General features: G+C 72.2%; 13 protein-coding genes. 5 read left to right on the top strand and 8 right to left on the bottom strand.

Going from position 1 to position 15968, the window contains the following annotated elements; genetic code table 11:
- The first annotated feature begins 17 nt into the window (after positions 1-17).
- A complete protein-coding gene (locus AB0C62_RS31650; protein ID WP_362979006.1) occupies positions 18-1076 on the top strand; it encodes an NlpC/P60 family protein in 1059 nt (352 codons plus the stop codon).
- Positions 1077-1128: 52 nt separating this feature from the next.
- Positions 1129-2145, top strand: a complete 1017-nt coding sequence (locus AB0C62_RS31645) for a hypothetical protein (RefSeq protein ID WP_362979004.1) — start codon at positions 1129-1131, stop codon at positions 2143-2145.
- 178 nt (positions 2146-2323) lie between these two features.
- Here the strand turns inward: AB0C62_RS31645 and AB0C62_RS31640 are convergent, their stop codons facing one another.
- From AB0C62_RS31640 to AB0C62_RS31620, 5 genes are all read right to left on the bottom strand, one after another.
- The gene (locus AB0C62_RS31640; RefSeq protein WP_362979002.1) at positions 2324-4459 is read right to left on the bottom strand and encodes a 3-hydroxyacyl-CoA dehydrogenase NAD-binding domain-containing protein; all 2136 of its coding nucleotides are present in this window, start codon (positions 4457-4459) and stop codon (positions 2324-2326) included.
- A complete protein-coding gene (locus AB0C62_RS31635; RefSeq protein WP_081219939.1) occupies positions 4456-5682 on the bottom strand; it encodes an acetyl-CoA C-acyltransferase in 1227 nt (408 codons plus the stop codon). Before AB0C62_RS31635 ends, AB0C62_RS31640 begins: the two co-directional genes overlap by 4 nt.
- 308 nt (positions 5683-5990) lie before the next feature.
- Positions 5991-7268 carry a ribonuclease D gene (locus AB0C62_RS31630; protein ID WP_362979000.1) on the bottom strand — a complete coding sequence of 426 codons (1278 nt, stop codon included), beginning with the start codon at positions 7266-7268 and terminating at the stop codon, positions 5991-5993.
- Positions 7269-7423: 155 nt separating this feature from the next.
- Entirely contained in the window at positions 7424-8086 is a 663-nt protein-coding gene (locus AB0C62_RS31625) for a response regulator transcription factor (RefSeq protein ID WP_030605794.1), read from the bottom strand.
- Positions 8087-8414: 328 nt separating this feature from the next.
- A complete protein-coding gene (locus AB0C62_RS31620) occupies positions 8415-9041 on the bottom strand; it encodes a DUF3000 domain-containing protein (RefSeq protein WP_362979056.1) in 627 nt (208 codons plus the stop codon).
- A gap of 226 nt (positions 9042-9267) precedes the next feature.
- Here AB0C62_RS31620 and hemE point away from each other — a divergent pair, with 226 nt between their 5' ends.
- Complete coding sequence (gene hemE, locus AB0C62_RS31615) at positions 9268-10335, top strand: uroporphyrinogen decarboxylase (protein WP_362978998.1); 1068 nt, start codon at positions 9268-9270, stop codon at positions 10333-10335.
- Positions 10336-10359: 24 nt separating this feature from the next.
- On the opposite strand, the gene AB0C62_RS31610 is transcribed toward hemE, so the two are convergent.
- Positions 10360-11178: a rhomboid family intramembrane serine protease gene (locus AB0C62_RS31610; RefSeq protein WP_362978996.1), complete on the bottom strand. Its 819-nt coding sequence runs from the start codon at positions 11176-11178 to the stop codon at positions 10360-10362.
- A gap of 200 nt (positions 11179-11378) precedes the next feature.
- Here AB0C62_RS31610 and AB0C62_RS31605 point away from each other — a divergent pair, with 200 nt between their 5' ends.
- On the top strand, positions 11379-11711 hold the full coding sequence (locus AB0C62_RS31605) for a hypothetical protein (protein ID WP_164375107.1): 333 nt from the start codon (positions 11379-11381) through the stop codon (positions 11709-11711).
- 69 nt (positions 11712-11780) lie between these two features.
- Here the strand turns inward: AB0C62_RS31605 and AB0C62_RS31600 are convergent, their stop codons facing one another.
- Together AB0C62_RS31600 and AB0C62_RS31595 are read right to left on the bottom strand one after the other, a co-directional pair.
- Positions 11781-13190, bottom strand: coding sequence for an FAD-dependent oxidoreductase (locus AB0C62_RS31600; protein ID WP_362978994.1), 1410 nt, complete (start codon positions 13188-13190; stop codon positions 11781-11783).
- A gap of 27 nt (positions 13191-13217) precedes the next feature.
- Positions 13218-14210, bottom strand: coding sequence for a DUF4349 domain-containing protein (locus AB0C62_RS31595; RefSeq protein ID WP_362978992.1), 993 nt, complete (start codon positions 14208-14210; stop codon positions 13218-13220).
- Positions 14211-14475: 265 nt separating this feature from the next.
- Between AB0C62_RS31595 and hemG the strand changes: the two genes are divergently transcribed.
- Positions 14476-15966 carry a protoporphyrinogen oxidase gene (hemG, locus tag AB0C62_RS31590; RefSeq protein WP_362978990.1) on the top strand — a complete coding sequence of 497 codons (1491 nt, stop codon included), beginning with the start codon at positions 14476-14478 and terminating at the stop codon, positions 15964-15966.
- The last annotated feature ends 2 nt before the right edge of the window (positions 15967-15968 follow it).

The raw sequence follows: 15968 nt of genomic DNA, 5'->3' as shown, positions 1-15968 counted from the left end.
CCTCTGGAGCCGTCACCATGCCGAAGCGCAAAGGCCGTCCCGTTCTCCACGCGGCCACCGTCCTCGTGCTGCTCACCGGCAGCGCCTTCCTCACCTTCGAACTCCGCAAGGACGAGGAGGCGAAGGTCCCGGCCGTGCAGGCCGTCACCGACCGGCCCGACCTGGAGAACTCGGGGAAGGCCACCGGCAAGCAGACCTGGGAGCGTCTGAACAACCCCACGCGCTCGGTGCTGCGCGGGGAGAACGGCGACATCCTCGCCACCTTCACCGACGGAGCCCGCACCGCGACCCTCCGCGGTCCCTCCCGCACCTTCACCGAACCGGCCAACACCCAGTCCCGCGTGGTCACCCAGGACTGGGTGCGCCTCATGCCGGAGGCCTGGCGCAAGGGCGCCGAGAAGGAGAAGTGGTTCAAGGACTGGTTCAAGGAGTTCTACGGCAGCGAGGCCGACGACATCTTCGCGATCGCCTTCCAGTACGTCGACGGCGCGCCGGTGAAGAAGGACGACGAGGGCGTTCCGTACGCGGGTGACGCGGTCTTCGGCCCGTTCAAGGACGACGGCGTCGACCGCCTCGAACAGAACGACTTCTACGACTACCTCGGTATCAACTACACGTTCCGTGACGGTTCCACCATGCAGGCCCGCAAGGAGCGCTACCGGGCCCTGGACTGCTCCGGCTTCATGCGCATGATCTGGGGCTACCGAGCCCGCTACCCCCTGATGGCCACGAACACGTCCGGCGACGGACTGCCGCGCAGCGCCGACGGCATGGCCCGCTCCAAGGTCGGCGTCGACATCCTGAAGCTCTCCGGCCCCGCCCCCTGGTACACCCGCCCCAAGAACATCGACGTCGTCCAGCCCGGTGACCTCCTCTTCTTCAAGATGGACCACCGCACCGGCAACCACCTCGACCACGTCGCCCTGTACCTCGGCGTCGACACCGACGGTCACCGCGTCTTCATCTCCAGCCGCAAGGAGGTCAACGGGCCGACCATGGGCGACAAGGGCGGCGCGTCCCGGATCGACGGCAACGGCTTCTACGCCGGTCTGCTGCGCAGCGCCAAGCGGTTGTGAGCGGGCGGGGGCGGGCCTCGGTGTCGGGGGTGGTCCCGATTAAGGTGAACCGGTGAACGTCGACTGGCTCATACGCGGCCGTGACGGCAGGCTCAGTGTGTACCTGCTGTCGGAGGCCGCCGTCCGCTGCCGGGCGGAGCGCGGACCCGGTGGCCCCTGGGACCCGCCGCGCACCGTGGGCGGCGGCCAACGCCTGCACCCCGTACTGGCCCTGGGCCAGGGACCCGACCGCTACGCCCACCTCGTCTCCTGGCGCCCGACGGTCCGTGACGAGTCCGGTCTCGTCCACTCGACCCACTACCGGCCGGACCTCGCCGCGCTCGACTGGCATCCGATCGGGCATCCCAACCGCACCGGAGGCCGGACCGGCACCCCGGCCGTCGCCGTCGACGCGGAGGGGCGTGCCCACGTCTTCGTGCGCAACGAGGGCGGCGGAGTGAGCATGATCGCGCAGAAACTCAAGGGCGGCTGGGGGCCCTGGCGGGACCTCAAGGGACGCGACGTGCACGGGGACTTGGCGGCCGTCACGGGGACGTCGGGCCTGGTCGAGCTGTACGCGGCCGTGCCGGGCGGTGTCCTACACTGGCGCCAGCAGGAGGCGGGTGCCGAACCGGCCCTGGACGAGGCGCTGGAGGCGCCGGTCCGCGCGGACACCTTGCGCGCGCTCGCGACCTCCTTCGACTCCACCACGCTCTTCTTCACCGACGCGTCGGGCGACGTGTGCGCCTGGCGTCCCGGCGCCAAGCCCGCGCCCGTTCTCGCCTCCGCCGGGCCGGGGCCCGTCTGCGCCATCCGCTGTGAACTCGACGGGCACGACTGCACGTTGCTCGCGCAGCGGTCCGCGAGCGGGCGGGTGGCGTTCGCCGCGTATCCGACCGAGGACGAGGCGGCGGGGGCGTGGTGGACGGAGTCGGGGCCCGAGCTTCCCGCCGACGCGATGGTGTCGATGGCGGAGGACGAGCACGGGCGGGTCGTCGCCGCGAGCCTCTCCCCGGCGACCGGGGAACTCCTCCTCACCCGGCGCAAGCCCGAACCGGTCCTCGCCCTGGAACCCTGGCACCCGGTGTGACCCCGGAAGCTCCTTTCGCCCCCCTCCGCCCCTGCCCGTCCCGTACCCGGGGCGCTGCCCCCGGGCCCCCGCTCCTCAAGCGCCGGCGGGGCTGAATTCTCCTCGTCAACGCCCCGCGATACGACGGTGCCCCGCAAGCCGACTGGCCTGCGGGGCACCGGTGTGACTCAGCGGAGCGTCACGCGGGGACCGAGGCGAGGCCCTGGGCCAGGAAACGCTTGCCGGTGGCTCGCTCGGAGACACCCTCGCGGTCCAGGTACGGCGTGATCCCACCGAGGTGGAACGGCCAGCCGGCACCGGTGATCAGGCAGAGGTCGATGTCCTGCGCCTCGGCGACGACACCCTCGTCGAGCATGAGCCCGATCTCCTGGGCGACGGCGTCCAGGACGCGGTCACGGACCTGCTCCTCGGTCAGGACGACGTCGCCCTGCTGGAGGAGCGCGGCGACCTCGGGGTCCAGCTCCGGCTTGAAGCCGTTCTCGGCGGAGTAGACGTAGAAGCCGCGCTTGCCGGCCTTGACGACCGCCGCGAGGTTCGGGGAGACCGTGAAGCGGTCCGGGAAGGCCCGGTTGAGGGTCTCCGAGACGTGCAGGCCGATCGCGGGACCCACCAGTTCGAGGAGGACGAGAGGAGACATCGGCAGGCCCAGGGGCTCCACCGCCTTCTCCGCGACCGCGACGGGCGTGCCCTCGTCGATGACGTTCTGGATCTCGCCCATGAAGCGGGTGAGGATGCGGTTCACGACGAACGCCGGGGCGTCCTTCACCAGGACCGCGGTCTTCTTCAGCTTCTTGGCGACGGCGAACGCCGTGGCGAGCGAGGCGTCGTCCGTCTGCTCGCCGCGCACGATCTCCAGGAGCGGGAGGATCGCGACCGGGTTGAAGAAGTGGAAGCCCACGACCCGCTCCGGGTTCTTCAGCTTCGACGCCATCTCGCTGACCGACAGCGAGGAGGTGTTGGTGGCGAGGATCGCGTGCGCCGGGGCGACCGCCTCGACCTCCGCGAACACCTGCTGCTTGACGCCGATCTCCTCGAACACGGCCTCGATGATGAAGTCCGCGTCGGAGAAGCCCTCGGCCTTGTCGAGCACACCGGAGACCAGGGCCTTCAGGCGGTTGGCCTTGTCCTGGTTGACGCGGCCCTTGAGGAGCAGCTTGTCGATCTCGGCGTGGACGTAGCCCACGCCCTTGTCGACGCGCTCCTGGTCGATGTCGGTCAGCACGACCGGCACCTCGAGGCGGCGCAGGAACAGCAGCGCCAGCTGCGAGGCCATCAGGCCCGCGCCGACGACGCCGACCTTGGTGACCGGACGCGCGAGGGACTTGTCCGGCGCGCCGGCCGGACGCTTGCCGCGCTTCTGGACCAGGTTGAAGGCGTAGATGCCCGCCCGCAGTTCGCCGCCCATGATCAGGTCGGCGAGCGCGGTGTCCTCGGCGTCGAAGCCCTTCTGCAGGTCCCCGTCCTTGGCCGCGGCGATGATGTCGAGCGCGCGGTAGGCGGCCGGAGCGGCCCCGTGGACCTTGCTGTCGGCGATGGCCCGGCCGCGTGCGACGGCCTGGTCCCAGGCCTCACCGCGGTCGATCGCCGGGCGCTCGATGGCGATGTCGCCCTTGAGGACGGCGGCCGTCCACAGCAGCGACTGCTCCAGGAAGTCCGCGCCCTCGAACAGCGCGTCGGCGATACCGAGGTCGTAGACCTGGCCGCCCTTGAGCTGCTTGTTCTGGTTGAGCGAGTTCTCGATGATCACCGAGACGGCCTTGTCGGCGCCGATCAGGTTCGGCAGGATCGCGCAGCCGCCCCAGCCGGGAACCAGACCGAGGAAGACCTCGGGCAGCGAGAACGCCGGCAGGGCCGCGGAGACGGTCCGGTAGGTGCAGTGCAGACCGACCTCGACGCCACCGCCCATCGCCGCGCCGTTGTAGTAGGCGAAGGTCGGGGCCGCGAGGCCCGACAGACGCTTGAAGACCTCGTGGCCGCCCTTGCCGATGGCGAGCGCGTCCTCGTGCCGCTTGAGCAGCTCGACACCCTTGAGGTCGGCGCCGACCGCGAAGATGAACGGCTTGCCGGTGATACCGACACCGACGATCTCGCCGGCCGCGGCCTCCTTCTCGACCTGGTCGACGGCGGCGTCGAGGTTGGCCAGCGACGCCGGGCCGAAGGTGGTCGGCTTGGTGTGGTCGAAGCCGTTGTCGAGGGTGATGAGCGCGAAGCGCCCGGCACCGAACGGCAGGTCGAGGTGGCGTACGTGCGCGGACGTCACGACCTCGTCGGGGAACAGCTCGGCCGCGCCCTTGAGGAGTTCGGTGGTGCTCACTTGTCGCCTCCGGCGTCCTTGTGGTGCGGGTTCTCCCAGATGACCGTGGCGCCCATGCCGAAGCCGACGCACATGGTCGTGAGGCCGTAGCGGACCTCCGGCTGCTCCTCGAACTGGCGGGCCAGCTGCGTCATCAGACGGACGCCGGAGGAGGCGAGCGGGTGGCCGTAGGCGATGGCGCCGCCGTACTGGTTGACGCGCGCGTCGTCGTCGGCGATGCCGTAGTGCTCCAGGAACGCGAGCACCTGGACGGCGAAGGCCTCGTTGATCTCGAAGAGGTTGATGTCCTCGATGGACAGACCGGCCTTCGCGAGGGCCTTCTCGGTGGCGGGGATCGGGCCGTAGCCCATGACCTCCGGCTCGACGCCCGCGAAGGCGTACGAGACGAGGCGCATCCGCACGGGCAGGTCGTGCTCCCGGGCGAAGTCCTCGGAGGCGATGATCGAGGCGGTCGCGCCGTCGTTCAGACCGGCCGCGTTGCCGGCGGTGACCCGGCCGTGCACGCGGAACGGGGTCTTCAGACCGGAGAGGTTCTCCAGCGTGGTGCCCGGACGCATCGGCTCGTCGGCGGTGACCAGGCCCCAGCCCGTCTCACCGACCTCCGCGTTGGTGTTGCGCACCGAGACCGGCACCAGGTCCTGCTGGATCTTGCCGTTGGCGTACGCCTTGGCGGCCTTCTCCTGCGAGCGCACGGCGTACTCGTCGGCGCGCCGCTTGGTGATCGTGGGGTAGCGGTCGTGCAGGTTCTCGGCGGTCATGCCCATGAACAGGGCGGACTCGTCGACCAGCTTCTCGCTGACGAACCGGGGGTTCGGGTCCACGCCCTCGCCCATGGGGTGACGGCCCATGTGCTCGACACCGCCGGCGATGACGGCGTCGTACGCGCCGAAGGCGATGGAGCCCGCGGTGCTGGTGACGGCGGTCAGCGCGCCCGCGCACATGCGGTCGATGGAGTAGCCGGGGACCGACTGGGGCAGCCCGGCGAGGATGCCGGCCGTGCGCCCCAGGGTCAGACCCTGGTCGCCGATCTGCGTGGTCGCGGCGATGGCGACCTCGTCGATCTTCTGGGGGTCAAGACCGGGGTTGCGGCGCAGCAGCTCCCGGATGGCCTTCACGACGAGGTCGTCGGCGCGGGTCTCGTGGTAGATGCCCTTCGGGCCCGCCTTGCCGAACGGGGTGCGGACGCCGTCGACGAAGACGACGTCCCTGACGGTACGAGGCACGATGGCTCTCCTCCAGATGCGGGATGGCACTGCTGCGCGGGCACACGCCTGAGCGTGCGCTCAGCACCCATGCTACTTACGAGTAACCATCGTGCCCAGTCCCGCGGCCGGGAGCGGTGAAGGTCACATCCGTAAGGCGCACGAAGGGATTCGCGGGCGGACCCGCGTGTGCCCCGGCCCGGTTCGCGGATCTTGGCGTGATCTCGACGTTCCGGCCCGGCGTCCTGAGCCCGTTCGGCGTAGTCCCGGCCGTCACAGGCGTCGCAGCGCGTCCCTTCAGGGGGTGTCCAAGGGCCCCTGCGGGGCCTCTAGTCAGCCTTCAGGGACAGCGCGGTCACCAGGACGGGCGTGACCAGCTCGACCTGCCAGGGCCGCGCCCCGTACCCGGTGAGGGCCGCGCCGACGGACTCGGCGTCCGGGGTCGCGGGCGGCTCCCAGCACACCCGCCGCACGGTGTCCGGGGTGATCAGGTTCTCCTGGGGCATGTTCAGCTGCTCGGCCAGGGCCGACACGGCGGCCCGCGCGGCGGAGAGCCGGGCGGCGGCGGCCGGGTCCTTGTCGGCCCACGCGCGCGGCGGCGGCGGACCGGTCACCGGCTGCCCGGGCTGCGGCAGCTCGGCGTCCGGCAGCTCCCTTGCGCGGTCGACCGCGGCCTGCCACTGGTCCAGCTGGCGCCGTCCCATGCGGTGTCCGAAGCCGTTCAGCGCGGACAGCGCGTGCACGTTGGCCGGCAGGCCCAGCGCGGCCTCGACGATGGCCGCGTCCCCGAGCACCTTGCCCGGCGAGATGTCCCGGCGCTGCGCCACCCGGTCCCGGGTCTCCCACAGTTCGCGTACGACGGCCATCTGCCGGCGGCGGCGGACCTTGTGCATCCCGGACGTACGGCGCCAGGGGTCCTTGCGGGGCGGGGCGGGCTCGGCCGCGGCGATGGCGTCGAACTCCTGGCGGGCCCAGTCCAGCTTGCCCTGCCGGTCGAGCTCCTTCTCCAGGGCGTCGCGCAGGTCGACGAGGAGTTCCACGTCGAGCGCGGCGTAGCGCAGCCAGGGCTCGGGCAGCGGGCGGGTGGACCAGTCGACGGCGGAGTGGCCCTTCTCCAGGACGAAGCCGAGGACGCTCTCGACCATGGCGCCGAGGCCCACGCGGGGGAACCCGGCCAGGCGGCCGGCCAGCTCGGTGTCGAAGAGGCTGGTGGGGATCATGCCTATCTCGCGGAGACAGGGCAGGTCCTGGGTCGCGGCGTGCAGCACCCACTCGGCGCCGGAGATCGCCTCGCCGAGACCCGACAGGTCGGGACAGGCGACGGGGTCGATCAGCGCGCTGCCCGCGCCCTCGCGGCGCAGCTGCACGAGATAGGCACGCTGGCCGTATCGGTACCCGGACGCGCGTTCGGCGTCGACGGCCACCGGGCCGGTGCCCGCGGCGAAGGCCGCGATCACCTCGGCGAGGGCGGCGTCGTCGGCGATCACCGGCGGAATGCCCTCGCGGGGCTCGAGCAAGGGGATCGGCGCCGATTCGACGTCGTCCGGAGGGCCGCCTCCGGTGGTTCGCAGTGAGCTGTCTGCTGCGGTCTCTTGGGCGTCGGTCACCTGTCAAGGGTATCCGGGTATGGACAACGCCCGTCGACGGAACGTTCCGTCGACGGGCGTCTGAGGGTCGTAAACCAGTCAGCTCGGTGAAAGATCCGGTTCACGCACGGGGGGAGGAGGCCGGGTGGGGGAGTGGGGAGCGGTGCGGGGGAGGGTCAGTGGATGATGCCGGTCCGCAGCGCGACCGCGACCATCCCGGCGCGGTCGCCCGTGCCGAGCTTGCGGGCGATACGGGCGAGGTGGCTCTTGACGGTCAGCGCGGACAGACCCATGGAGACGCCGATGGCCTTGTTCGACTGGCCCTCCGCGACCAGGCGCAGGACCTCGACCTCTCGGCCGGACAGTTCGCGGTAGCCGCCCGGGTGGCTCGGGGAACCCGGGGGGCGGCGGTGCATACGGGCGGCGGCCGAGCCGATGGGCGCGGCGCCGGGCCGGGTGGGGAGCCCGACGTTCGTACGGGTACCGGTGACGACATAGCCCTTGACGCCGCCCGCGAGGGCGTTGCGCACGGCGCCGATGTCGTCGGCGGCGGAGAGGGCGAGGCCGTTGGGCCAGCCCGCGGCTCGGGTTTCGGACAGAAGGGTGAGGCCGGAACCATCCGGCAGGTGGACATCGGCGACGCAGATGTCGCGCGGGTTGCCGATGCGGGGACGTGCCTCCGCGACGGACGACGCCTCGATGACGTCGCGCACTCCGAGCGCCCACAGATGGCGGGTGACGGTGGAGCGGACCCGGGGGTCGGCCACGACCACCATGGCGGTCGGCTTGTTCGGGCGGTAGGCGACCAGGCTTGCGGGCTGCTCGAGGAGAACGGACACCAGGCCTCCTGGGGGTGCGGGGACGGGGACCGGCTCTGGGGGGCGAGCCAGGACGAACCGTGCTTTCAAGGTCACAGACGTCTTCGGCATCAAACCCGTCGACCTTTAGAGAATGATCACGATGTGGTGAGTAACAATCCGTGCAATTCGGACACGCGATCGATCATCCGAAGATCGAACCGAGTCGCTCCACGTCGATACGCGGCCGAAAGTGGTCGTATCGACAAAGAAACCGGCAAGCGGGTGAAGGCCGGAGGTCAAACGGGTCAGGACATGAGAAAGGCGCGCGTCGCGACGCGCGCCTTTCTCGGAGAGTCGGAGAGCGGGATCAGCGGGACTGCGGCCCCCGGCGCTGCGGCAGGGTGACCACCGAGGCGTCGCCCGGGGGCAACGGCGGCAGACCGGCGATCTGGCACAGCAGGTCGCACCAGCCCGCGAGGTGCGCGGCGGTGTCCGGAACGCCGCCGAGGCCCTCCCGCGGCGTCCAGGACGCCCGGATCTCGATCTGTGAGGCGGCAGGACGCTCCGAGAGCCCGCCGAAGTAGTGGGAGCTCGCGCGCGTGACGGTGCCGCTCGGTTCGCCGTACGACAGTCCGCGGGCCTGGAGCGCGCCCGTCAGCCACGACCAGCAGACCTCGGGGAGGAGCGGGTCCGCGGCCATCTCGGGTTCCAGCTCCGCGCGGACCAGGGTCACCAGGCGGAAGGAGCCCTGCCAGGCGTCGTGCCCGGCCGGATCGTGCAGCAGGACGAGCCGGCCGTCGGCCAGATCCTCGTCGTCGGCGACGACCGCGGCCTCCAGCGCGTAGGCGTAAGGAGCCAGTCGCTGCGGTGGTCGCGTCGGGTCGATCTCGATGTCCGGCCGCAGTCGCGCGGCCCTCAGTGCGTCGACGGCCGCCCGGAAGGGCAACGGGGCCGTCTCCACCGCATTCCTGTCCTCCTCCTTCGCGTCGTCCATTCCGCCAGCGCCGTCCGACAGTCGTCCCTGAGCCGCAGCCATGCGGGGAAGATTAAGGGGAACGGAGCCCGCGTGCAGGGAGAGACACCCGTGCGTGGGACCCCTGTCCGGATCGCGCCGCGCGAACACCGCTTTCCGGGCAGCTCCCGCGAGGGGCCGCGGCGCCCGCGGGGGGCCGCCGGAGCCCGGGACCGGGCGGTCCGTGTGGCGTGGGAGACTTTCCGTCGTGAGCGCCAACCACAGCCCCGCCGGGCAGCAGCCGACAGCCACGTACGAGTCCGCCTTCCTCAAGGCGTGCAGGCGCGAGCCCGTGCCGCACACGCCCGTGTGGTTCATGCGGCAGGCCGGTCGCTCACTGCCCGAGTACCTCAAGGTGCGCGAGGGCATCCCCATGCTGGAGTCCTGCATGCGGCCCGAGCTGGTCGCCGAGATCACGCTCCAGCCGGTCCGCCGGCACGGCGTGGACGCCGCGATCTACTTCAGCGACATCGTCGTCCCGCTGAAGGCCATCGGTCTCGACCTGGACATCAAGCCGGGCGTCGGCCCCGTCGTGCAGAACCCGATCCGCACCCGCGCCGACCTGGCCCAGCTGCGCGATCTGACCCCCGAGGACGTCTGGTACGTCACGGAGGCGATGCAGATCCTGACGGCCGAGCTCGGCGAGACCCCGCTCATCGGATTCGCGGGCGCGCCCTTCACCCTCGCGAGTTACCTCGTCGAGGGCGGACCGTCGAAGAACCACGAGCACACCAAGGCGCTCATGTACGGCGACCCGCAGCTGTGGGCCGACCTGCTCGACCGACTCGCCGAGATCACCGCCGCCTTCCTGAAGGTACAGATCGAGGCGGGCGCGAGCGCCGTCCAGCTGTTCGACTCCTGGGTCGGCGCCCTCGCCCCCGCCGACTACCGCCGCTCGATCCTCCCCGCGTCCACGAAGGTCTTCGACGCGGTCGCCGGGTACGGCGTCCCGCGCATCCACTTCGGCGTCGGCACCGGCGAACTGCTCGGCCTCATGGGCGAGGCCGGCGCGGACGTGGTGGGCGTCGACTGGCGTGTCCCGCTCGACGAGGCCGCCCGCCGTGTCGGCCCCGGCAAGGCGCTCCAGGGCAACCTCGACCCGGCCGTGCTGTTCGCACCGACCGCGGCCGTGGAGGCCAAGACCCGCGAGGTGCTGGAGGCCGCCGCCGGTCTGGAGGGCCACGTCTTCAACCTCGGCCACGGCGTCCTGCCCTCGATGGACCCGGACTCCCTGACCCGCCTGGTGGAGTACGTCCACACCCGGACGGCGCGCTAGCCCGGCGGCCGTGCGGCCGCCGGCTCACCAGCTGTGCCGCGCCTGTCTGCCGAAGAGCAGGCGGCGCGGTTCCGGCGGTGGTGGGGTGCCGGGGCGCAGCGGCCAGGCCAGCAGCATGCCCGCGAGGAATCCCACGACGTGCGCGGCGTAGGCGACGGTGCCCGCGTCCGGCACGGCCGCTCCGGACGAGTACGCGGCCTGGAGCACGAACCAGAAGCCCAGGACCATCCAGGCGGGCAGCCGGAGCGGCAGGAACACCAGGAACGGCACCAGCACCCAGACTCTCGCCTTCGGAAACAGCACCAGGTAGGCGCCGAGGACTCCCGCGATCGCTCCCGAGGCGCCGATCAGCGGGTCCCCCGAGTCCTCGTTGACCAGCGCGAAGCCGTAGGCCGCCGCGAAGCCGCACGCCCCGTAGAACAGCGTGAACCGGACGTGGCCGAGGCGGTCCTCGATGTTGTTGCCGAAGATCAGCAGGAAGAGCATGTTGCCCAGCAGGTGCAGCCAGCTCCCGTGCAGGAACATCGCCGTGAGCACCGACAGCGGGGGCGACTTGTCGTAGTCCGGCGGGCCCGTCACGCAGCCGGCGCCGTGCGGCCCGACACCGACGTCGCCGGTCGGCACCAGGCGCGCCATCCGATGGTGGATCAGTTCCTGCGGCACCGCCGCGTACTGGTCCATGAACGCGTGCAGGTGGCACAGCTGCGACAGGGCGCTGTCACCCGCCGCGGATCCGGCCAGACCGGGTGTGTAGAGGAACACGATGACATTGGCGGCGATCAGTGCGTACGTCACATAGGGCGTGCGCCGCGCCGGGTTCACGTCATGGACGGGAATGACCACAAGGAAGTACTGCCCGCGATGTACGGGGCGAATCCGCGGGTCACCGAGCCCCAGGGCCCGTGCGCCCGACCGGAGTTCACCGCGTCGTCCCACTGAACACACCCGCCCCGTCAGCCGTATGTGTCCTCAACCGCCCCCGCCGTGACGGACGTTCCGGCGTGGGTTCGACGCGACGACGTGATGACGTGAGGACACAGGCGATGAACGACCGAGTTACTCCTCCGATGCAGGCCCTGCCCGACGGCGAGGCGGAGATCGCCCTGGTGGTGCACCTCCCCTGGGAGGACGTCGCGGCGCTCGGCCAGGAGGCCGGACGGCTCGCGGCCCGGATGCAGCGTCCGGTGACCCTGGACGAGGCCGTCAGCCACCGCCTGCGGTCCACGCGGTCGGCGGCGCACGCCAAGCCCGCCCAGGCGCCGCCCGCGGTCACCGCGCCCGCCTCCGTCTCGTCGCTGCCCGCCCGGCCGCCGGGGGAGCAGGCCCGCCAGGCGATAGACCGCATCAACGGATCGGCGGGCCACGAGTCCGCCTGACGGCCGGGCGACACCGGTCGGCTTGCGGTACGCGGTGGGGCGGTCGGCGTGGGGGAGCGGTGCGCGCCGTTACGAGGCGCCGGCCCGCACCTTCGCCATCGCCTTGCGGGCCGCCACCAGGACGGGGTCCCAGACGGGCGAGAACGGCGGCGCGTAGCCGAGGTCGAGGGTCGTCATCCGTTCCACCGTCATGCCCGCGGTCAGCGCCACCGCCGCGACGTCCACGCGCTTCGCCGCGCCCTCGCGGCCGACGATCTGCACGCCGAGCAGCCGTCCGGTGCGCCGCTCCGCGAGCATCTTCACCGTCATGGCCTCGGCCCCCGGGTAGTAGCCCGCGCGGCTCGTCGACTCGACGGTGACGGCCTCGAACCGCAGGCCCGCCCGGTGCGCGTCCTTCTCGCGCAGGCCGGTGCGGGCGATCTCCAGGTCGCACACCTTGCTCACCGCCGTACCGACGACCCCGGGGAACGTGGCGTACCCGCCGCCCACGTTGGTGCCGATCACCTGGCCGTGCTTGTTCGCGTGCGTGCCCAGCGCGATGTGCCGCTCACTCCCCGAGACCAGGTCCAGCACCTCGACGCAGTCGCCGCCGGCCCAGATGTTCTCCTGCCCGCGCACCCGCATCGCCAGGTCGGTGAGCAGGCCGCCGTGGTCGCCCACGGGCAGCCCCGCCGCCCGCGCCAGCGCCGTCTCGGGGCGTACGCCGATGCCGAGCACGACCACGTCCGCCGGGTACTCGGCGTCGTCCGTGACGACCGCGCGGACCCTGCCGTCGTCACCCGTGAGCACCTTGGTGACCTCGGCGTCGTCGACCATCGTGATGCCGAGGCCCTCCATGGCCGTGTGCACCAGGCGGCCCATGTCCGGGTCGAGCGTGGACATCGGCTCCTTGCCGCGGTTGACGACCGTCACCTCGTACCCGCGGTTGATGAGCGCCTCGGCCATCTCCACGCCGATGTAGCCCGCGCCGACGACCACGGCACGGCGGCCCTCCGTCCGCTCCAGCGTGTCGAGCAGGGCCTGTCCGTCGTCCAGGGTCTGCACGCCGTGCACCCCCGGCGCGTCGATGCCCGGCAGCTCGGGCCGCACGGGCCGCGCCCCGGTCGCGATCACGAGCTTGTCGTACGACGTCCACGCCTCGGTCCCGGTGTCCAGCTCACGGGAGCGCACCCGGGCGCCCGCGACGTCGATCTCCGTGACCTCCGTGCGCATCCGCAGGTCGATGTCGCGTTCCCGGTGCTCCTCGGGGGTCCGCGCCACCAGCCGGTCACGGTCCGGCACGTCGCCGCCCACCCAGTACGGGATGCCGCACGCCGAGTACGACGCGAAGTGGCCCCGCTCGAAGGCGACGATCTCCAGCTCGTCCGGCCCGCGCAGCCGGCGCGCCTGTGACGCGGCGGACATGCCCGCCGCGTCACCGCCGATCACGACCAGTCGTTCCAGGGCCCCACCACTACCGCTCGTTCGGCTCATGCTCATACGAACACGCTACGGGGGCCCGGCATTTCAGTCCTGCTCACCACCGTCCTCGGCCCTGCCACCGGCCGGCGGACCGGCCTTCGGAGCCGCGGTCCCCGAAGCGGTGCCCGGCGACGGGCGCGACGCCGGGACGGCGGCCGGTCCCGACACCGTGGCCCGTCCCGACGCCGTGGCCGCGGCCCGCCGGGGGCGCAGCCGGGGCCGCACCACGAACAGCCACACCACGGCGATCAGCGCGACGCCCGCCGCGAACGGAAGGACCGCCCCGATCGCGAGAGCCAGCCAGCGGATCATGGTGACCAGCACGTTCCAGCCGCCCGCGAGCGCGTCCAGGAACCCCGGGTCGTCGTCCTTCTTCTCGGCGTGCCGCACCGCCGTCTGGGACAGCGACAGCGTGATCGTCGCCAGACTCGTACGGTCCTTCAACGAGGCCTGGCGGGCGAGCAGCGACTCCAGGTCGGCCTCGCGGCCGCTCAACTCCCCTTCCAGGGTGACCACATCGCTGAGCTTGGTCGCCTTGTCCATCAGCTCGCGGACCCGGGCCACGCTCGCGCGCTGCGAGGCGATGCGACTCTGCACGTCCACGACCTGGTCGGTGACGTCCTGCGCCTTGGCCGTCCGCTCCAGGACCTTCCCGGTCCCCTCCAGGTCGGCGAGCACCTCGTCGTACCGCTCGGTGGGCACCCGCAGGACGACGTGGGTGCGTTCGCGACCCTCGCCGTCACGCGTGGTCGTCTCGTTGCCGACGTAGCCCCCGGCGCTCTCGACGGTGGTCCGGGCGTCGTCCAGGGCCTCGGGAACGTCCTTGACCCGAACCGTCAGCGAGGCGGTGCGGATGATGCTGTTCGCGGACAGCTTCGGCGGGGCGGTGGCCTTGCGGCCGGTCGCGCTGGCGCTGCCCGCGGCGCCCGAGTCCGCCTTCTGCGCGTTCGCGCCCCCGCCCTCCGCTGCCGACTTGCTGTCGGACGAGCTGTCGCCGGCACCGCACCCCGTCAGCGCGAGCGCGGTGACGAGGAGCACCCCGGCCAGAACACGCAACGGCCGGGACGGGCGTGACGGGAGAGCACGATGCGGGGACGGTTCCGGCGACGCGGATCCTGCCGGACGTGCTGACGAATGTGTGCGCATGGCCTACCCCCGGGACGGTGACTGACTGACGCTCCTTCGACGCCCGGCCGGCGCGGGACGTTGGCCGGATCCGGTCCCGATGCGGTCACGGTCCGGACTCGCACCGGACACCGGGCTCCCCGGCCGAGGTGCCGACAGGGTCTGAGAAGGTGGAGACATGCGCGAAGAGGACGTTCGTACGGGTTCGGGACACGTCGTGGTCGTCGGTGGCGGCATCGCCGGGCTGGCCGCAGCCCACCGCCTGCTGGGGCGCGGGTTCCGCGTCACCGTTCTGGAGGCGTCGGACCGCCTCGGCGGCAAGCTGCTGACCGGCGAGATCGCCGGCGCGCGCGTGGACCTCGGCGCCGAGTCGATGCTGGCGCGCCGCCCCGAGGCCGTGGCCCTCGCCCGCGAGACCGGCCTCGGCGACCTCCTCCAGCCGCCCGCCACCGCCTCGGCCTCGCTGTGGAACCGGGGCGTCCTGCGCCCCATGCCCAAGGGGCACGTCATGGGCGTCCCCGGCAGCGCCTCCGCCCTCGCGGGCGTCCTCTCCGAAGAGGGCCTGCGCCGCGTCGAGCGCGACGCCGACCTCCCACGCACCGAGGTCGGCGACGACATCGCGGTGGGCGAGTACGTGGCGGCCCGCATGGGCCGCGAGGTCGTCGACCGCCTCGTCGAACCCCTCCTCGGCGGGGTGTACGCGGGCGACGCCTACCGCATCTCCCTGCGCCTCGCCGTCCCCCAGCTGTACGCCGCCGCCCGCACCCACACCTCCCTCACGGAAGCGGTCCGCGAGATCCAGGCCAAGGCCGCCGCCGCGCAGCAGAACGGCCCGGTGTTCATGGGCATCGACGGCGGTGTGGGCCGACTGCCCCTCGCCGTCGCCGAGTCGGTGACCGCACACGGCGGCGAGATCCTCACCGGGACCCCGGTCACCGAACTGCGCAGGACGAACCCCGCAGGCCCCGCGTCCGGCGAGCGGCCCGGGTCCGCCTGGCGGATCGTCGCGGGCGGCCGGGTCCTGCACGCCGACGCGGTCGTCCTCGCCGTGCCCGCACCGGCCGCCGCCGCGCTGCTGCGCGCCGAGGCACCCGCCGCCGCGACCGAACTGGCCGCCGTCGAGTACGCGTCGATGGCCCTCGTGACGCTCGCCTACCGCAGCGCCGACACCGCCCTCCCCGAGGGCAGCGGATTCCTCGTCCCGCCGGTCGACGGGCACACCATCAAGGCCTCGACGTTCGCCTCCCGCAAGTGGGGCTGGATCGCCGAGCGGAACCCGGGCCTGACGGTGCTGCGCACGTCCGTCGGGCGGTACGGCGAGACGGAGGTGCTCGGCCGCCCCGACGACGACCTCGTCCGGGTGTCCCGGCACGACCTGAGGGAGGCCACCGGCCTCGACGCCGAGCCGGTGGAGACCCGGGTGACGCGCTGGGACGACGGACTGCCCCAGTACCCGGTGGGCCACCACGCGCGCGTGGTCCGCGTCCGCGAACACGTCGGCAGGCTGCCGGGCCTCGCCGTCTGCGGGGCCGCCTACGACGGGGTCGGCATCCCCGCCTGCATCGCCTCCGCGTACGCCGCCGTGGACGGACTCGGCGGCGACTTCGGCGGCCTGGACACGTTGCGGGCCGACCCGGTGCAGAGCCTGCACGGCGGAGCGGGAGAATAGCC

This window comes from Streptomyces sp. NPDC048643, assembly GCF_040650615.1.
Classification (GTDB): domain Bacteria; phylum Actinomycetota; class Actinomycetes; order Streptomycetales; family Streptomycetaceae; genus Streptomyces.
Note: the sequence above shows the minus strand (reverse complement) of the source record. Positions and strands in the feature narration are given on the sequence as shown.

Coding starts and splice junctions, on each gene's coding strand:
- AB0C62_RS31650 (WP_362979006.1), top strand. CDS start 18: ATGCCGAAGCGCAAAGGCCGTCCCGTTCTCCACGCGGCCACCGTCCTC.
- AB0C62_RS31620 (WP_362979056.1), bottom strand. CDS start 9,041: ATGGACGACGCGAAGGAGGAGGACAGGAATGCGGTGGAGACGGCCCCG.
- AB0C62_RS31605 (WP_164375107.1), top strand. CDS start 11,379: ATGAACGACCGAGTTACTCCTCCGATGCAGGCCCTGCCCGACGGCGAG.
- AB0C62_RS31600 (WP_362978994.1), bottom strand. CDS start 13,190: ATGAGCATGAGCCGAACGAGCGGTAGTGGTGGGGCCCTGGAACGACTG.
- hemG (WP_362978990.1), top strand. CDS start 14,476: ATGCGCGAAGAGGACGTTCGTACGGGTTCGGGACACGTCGTGGTCGTC.